3 protein-coding genes and 1 pseudogene are annotated in these 4,422 nt (G+C 37.0%); all 4 read right to left on the bottom strand.

The window, feature by feature from the left end:
- The coding region (locus F6K20_RS25805; protein WP_287296544.1) for an AGE family epimerase/isomerase at nucleotides 1-1,349 on the bottom strand (1,349 nt) is incomplete at its 3' end.
- Nucleotides 1,350-1,476: 127 nt separating this feature from the next.
- Nucleotides 1,477-3,012: an AGE family epimerase/isomerase gene (locus F6K20_RS25800; RefSeq protein WP_075873699.1), complete on the bottom strand. Its 1,536-nt coding sequence runs from the start codon at nucleotides 3,010-3,012 to the stop codon at nucleotides 1,477-1,479.
- A gap of 87 nt (nucleotides 3,013-3,099) precedes the next feature.
- A pseudogene (locus tag F6K20_RS25795) lies at nucleotides 3,100-3,366 on the bottom strand (ISKra4 family transposase); the annotation flags it as partial.
- Nucleotides 3,367-3,535: 169 nt separating this feature from the next.
- Nucleotides 3,536-4,422, bottom strand: an 887-nt coding sequence (locus F6K20_RS25790) for an alkaline phosphatase PhoX (RefSeq protein WP_287296542.1), incomplete at its 5' end; no start/stop codon positions are given.

The following is a 4,422-nucleotide window of genomic DNA, read 5'->3' as shown; positions in this document are numbered from 1 at the left end:
GACCTATTGATGTCAACAATCTCACCTGTATAGTAGTAAGGTTTAATATTCTCTTTTTCTTTGCCTTTCTTGCGAGCAAAGTATAGTTTCACTTTTTCTCCTTGGTTTGCCTGAGAAGTAATATAGCCAACTAGGGCGTGTTCATGGGAGTGAAATCCATTTTTCCAGTGGTATTGTTTAGGTAATTGCTTTTCTAAAGTCGGCCAAGTCAGTAAGTTCCATACTCCATGATTAGTATGATCTACCATATTTTTCAACCACCAATTAACAGTTGATTTTAAATATTTGTCAACGTAGGATGAGTCTTCCAAGCTAAGTGTTCCTGCCATTTGATCTAATTCAGCATAGACCCACCATTTTTTGTCAAGGTCACGAACACCCTTATCATTCTCATCAAAACTAATACCTCTACCCCAAAGCCCTGATTCTACATCATAAGCTTCCTCTAGCATACGAGATGCACCTATTTGGGCAAAGTCAATAAATCTTTGATTATTGAAAAGTTTACCAGTTAAGTAAATCATCCAAAAGGCTTTCATGGAATGACCATAATCTGTCGGCAGTTTTCCCTCTCCTATATTGTTAATCTCCATCCAGAATGTATTATATTCAGGGCTATAAAATTCGTTGATTATACTACTTGATAAATTTAACAAATCTTGTTTCCATTCTGATTGATAAGGTTCTGGTAAGATTGGCGCGAGAATAAGCATGTAGGTATAGATATGATCCAATTGGGACAGCAAATGTTTTTTCTGTTTAAGCCAATTGTTAGTAACATTTTCATTCTTAACTTGCTTGGGAACCCACATCATCATCTCTAGTTTTGGATCATAATAGGTCTCAAAGATAAAGTTCTTTAGTTGAATAATTTCTGGTAATAGTTCTTGATCTTGAGTTAGATAGTAATAAAAAGCCATTCCCTGTAAAGCATAGGCTAGTTCCTGACTAGTACGCTTTAAAACAGAAGGACCAGATTGGCGACTTTCTCTTTTCAAGTAACTAAATGCACCACCATTTTCTCGATCAAGTCCATAGTTACGAATCCAATCTATTCCAGCTTTTGCTAAACTAAGAAACTTTGGGTTTCCACTTAAATGATAGGCTACGCAGTATGTGTAAACTTGACGAGACTGAGAGACAATATAGTTTTTATCTAAGTTGTTGGTAATATAACCATAATTGTCTCCTAATTTAGTAAAAGCTGAACAGGGTTTAGATGGATTGACTAGATCACCATTGTCGCAGCGAAAACTAGGAAAATTACCCACAGGTTTACCGTAAGCAGTTTCCATCAACCACCAAGGATTGAGGTCTTCTTCTAAATGCTGTAACCATTGTTGACCCATCGTTATTTCTGTATTTTGTTGTGCTAATATTGGTTGAAATACGGTATAAAAGCAACAAAGTATCAAGATAATTAGGCTAGTGATTAGACTAAATGCAAATTTGTTTTTACGAAACTTTTTAAGCATTTTATTTATAGTTAATCTCCGTAAAAGTAACTTCGATTTTATTCATTTCAGGTATGGATTGTAGCGGTTTTTTATTGATTTTTTCAATCTTTCCTGTATTATAGTAAGGTCTAATTCCTTTTTTTTCTTTTCCTTCCTTACGGGCAAAGTATAGTTTCACTTTTTCTCCTTGAGTTGCTTGAGTAGTAATATAGCCCACTAAAGCATGTTCGTAACTGTGAAAACCATTTTTCCATTTCCATTGTTTAAAACCTTTCTTTTCTAAAGTTGGCCAAATTACTTTATGCCAGATTCCATGATTAGTATGATCTACCATATTCTTAAACCACCAATTAACTGTTGATTTTAAATATTTGTCAACGTAGGATGAGTTTTCTAAACTCAGAGTTCCTGCTACTTGATCCAATTCAGCATAGATCCACCAACTTTTATTAAGGTCTTTAATTAATTTTTTATTTTTATCAGCATACAATCGTGAATACCATGTTCCTGATTCAGAATCATAGGCTTCTTTGAATAACTTATCAGCACTAGTTCTCGCAAAAGTAATAAATCTTTCATTGTTAACTAATTTACCAGTTAGGTAGATCATCCACAAAGTTTTTATTGAATGTCCATAATCAGTTTTGCCAGTTAATATTTTTTTATCTTCTGCATTGTCAATATAATACCAAAAATTATTATATTCAGGACTGTAAAACTGGTTCATTAAGATCCGCGAGATGTGAACCAAATCTTTTTTCCACTGCGACTGGTAAGGTTCAGGTAATATCGGTGCGAGAAGCATTAGATAGGTGTTCATTTGATCTAATTCATACACTATTCCTTTCCTTTGTTTTTTGGATTCCTGGTTTTGAGGGTTTTTAGGTAATTGAAGTATTATGTCTTGTTCTGAATCATAGTAATTTTCAAAGATAAAGTCTTTTAACTTAATAATATCTGGCAATACTTCTTCATCTTGAGTTAGATAGTAATAAAAAGCCATCCCCTGTAAAGCATAGGCTAGTTCTTGACTATTACGCTCTGAAACAGAAGAAAGAGGAGTAAGATTATCTTCAGAAAATACAGTAAATACACCACCATTTTCTCGATCAAATCCATATTTGCGAATCCAATCTAATCCAGATTTTGCTAAACTTAAAAATTTAGGATTTCCAGTCAATTGATAAGCAACTCCGTAGGTGTAAATTTGACGAGAATGAGCAACTATGTGCTTTTTATTAAAGTAATTTTTAATCCAATTGTCTTCATCTTCTAAATCCTTAAAAATTGGGCATGGTTGAGACAAATCAAGTAGCTCCCCATTGTCACATCGCAAGCTAGGAAAATTACCTACAGGTTTACCAAAAGCAGTTTCCATTAACCACCAAGGATTGAGGTCTTCTTCTACATGCTGTAACCATCTTTCACCGGTTAGGGTTTGTATTTTTTGTTCGAGTAATATAGGTTGGCTAATGGTTGGTGACAAGCCAACTATCAAGGTAATTACTAAAGTAGTAATAAGTACATATAAATAAAATCGATATTTTTTCATCATCTGTAAATAAAGGGTTTTAGCAATTTTAGTAACCCAGAACTTCAATTAATTTTTTTTTTTTATTCCCGTCATTGTCCATAAATCTTAATCAGCTATCTTATCGGATTCACTTTCAAAAATTAGCAGAGCATTTATTTTAAAGTTTTGGACTCAATCTACTATCAGGTTTGCACTCAAAATAATCGGCCTGTTTATCGCTTATTTCTACCTCTGTTAATCTCGTTTTTATTCTTCAATATCTGCCAATTTAAAGTTGACTAACTTCTGACAAAAAAAATGAGCTATCTCTGGTGAAAGTTATCCTTGGAGATAGTCTCTTAGGGTCGTTTCTATATTCTCCGGCTCACGTCTATTTTGGGATCACCTCGTTTCACAGCCGCTATTGCTTTTCTGCGTAGGTCATAACTTAAGGAAGCAGGCATCGGTGTTCCTCGCTACTCGTCATCTATAAGTCCTAACATAGATTCGTAGCACTATATTCTTTATTTTGTCAAGTTCTATGACTTTACAACCGCTTTAGACTCTAAACCCAAGGGCCCTGAATTGCAAATGTGATACCAGGCTCTTGAATGTTCACGAACATGATCCGACCATTGGGTGAGAAGCAAGCACCAGCAAACTCACTGCTGTTGAGGGCATTCCGTGCCAACTGGTAAAGCTCACCTTTAGGATTGACCCCAACCAGGAATTGGTCACCACCACCATCTTCACAGAGGATGAGATCCCCAGAAGGACTCATGGTCACATTATCTGGGTGTTCTAGTAAGCTGCGGTCATGGGACTCAACAAACAGTTCAATGGTGCCACCCTCTTGGGGATTGCTACCAGGAACATAGCGCCAGACTTGACCAGCTCCATTCGCCCATCCAGTGTTTGGATTTAACGAACCACCACTAGTACAGGTAAAGTAAACCTCATTATTACCGTACCATGCCCCTTCTCCCCGGGTAAATTGGGTTGCTCCCTTACCAAAACCTTCAACCCGCACAGTATCTTCTTCCGGGTCTACATCCTCAATCCGAACCCATTCTACTGCCATGGGCTGACCGACAGGGAAGTTTTCAACCGTGATTTTTTGAAATGTTCCCTGGATCTTTAATGCCTCTAGTACACCCCCTGCTTTTAAGTTGCCTGGTTCTTTGGGAATAAAGCGATAGAACAGGCCATCCATCCGGTCTTCAGTCTGATAAACAATCCCAGTATTGGGATCTACTGCAACGGCTTCATGGTTAAAACGACCCATGGCCACTAGAGGCTCAGCTTGAACCACTTGACCGGTAATGGGCACTTCAAAGTTATAGCCGTGCTTCATCGAAACACTTCTGGGGTCATCTACCGGATAAGTGGTGGGAGTAACGGTGCTTTCTTCACAACTAATCCATGAACCCCAAGGGGTTGGTCCACCACTAC

The organism is Moorena sp. SIO2C4 (assembly GCF_010672485.1).
Lineage (GTDB): Bacteria > Cyanobacteriota > Cyanobacteriia > Cyanobacteriales > Coleofasciculaceae > Moorena > Moorena producens.
The sequence above is the reverse complement of the archived record's forward strand: the minus strand, read 5'-3'. Positions and strand labels throughout refer to the sequence as shown.